1 protein-coding gene is annotated in these 848 nt (G+C 69.5%); it reads right to left on the minus strand.

Translation table 11 applies throughout. The annotated features are described in order from the left end of the window. Positions 1-690, minus strand: a 690-nt coding sequence (locus HF885_RS10235; protein ID WP_170104794.1) for a transposase, incomplete at its 3' end; no start/stop codon positions are given. Positions 691-848 lie beyond the last annotated feature (158 nt).

The raw sequence follows: 848 nt of genomic DNA on the forward strand, positions 1-848 counted from the left end.
GGGGCAGCGGCGCTTGACCAGCTGCCTTATCCACCTCGCGCCGTCGGCGGTCACCACCTCTATGGCGCGCCTCTGCTCGCGCGTGAGCTCGTCGAGGAACAGGTTGAGCACGTCCTTGCCGGTGCCCTCGTGCGCCCAGATGAGGCAGCCGCGGTCGTGGTCGACGACCACCGTGACGTACTTGTGGCCCTTCTTGTACGACGTCTCGTCGATGCCGATGCGGCGCACGCCGTCGAACCTCGAGGCGCCGCGCGCGGCCTCCAGCTCGGCGTAGACGCGCCTGCACACGCCGCCCACGCTGTGCCACTCGACGCGGGCGAGCTCGGAGACCGCCGGGGCGGTGCAGCGGACCGCCAGCCACGCCACCCAGTCCTCGAAGTCGCGCGTGAAGCGCGCCCCGTGCCGCGCCCAGGGGACGGCCTCGGTGCGCACGCCGTGCTCCGGGCAGCGCACCCTGCAGGGCGCGTACTCCAGGTAGCAGGCCGAGCGCGCCAGGTCCATCGCCCTCCACAGCCTGGGGGCCCCGCGGTTCGCCATGTCGTAGAAGTCGCAGGCCCTGCCGCATACGGGGCAGCGGCGCTGCTCGCGCTTGTAGGGCCGGACGCTCACGACGATGCGCTCGGCCTCGATGCGCGCGCCCAGGACGACCGTGCGGGCCAGACCGAGGGCGAGAAGTAGTAGACTCTTCATGCGTCACACCTCTTCGGTTGTCTGAATTTGGCTTAGCAATCATAGGCGGATGACGCGGAAACGGCCCCTCCCGGGGCCGTTTCAGTTCCAGATCGTTGTTTTCGCCCGCTGAGCTGGGCCTATGCCGGAATCTCTCCCACAGAAACCACCGAAGAGCC

Source organism: Parafannyhessea umbonata (assembly GCF_012844235.1).
GTDB lineage: Bacteria > Actinomycetota > Coriobacteriia > Coriobacteriales > Atopobiaceae > Parafannyhessea.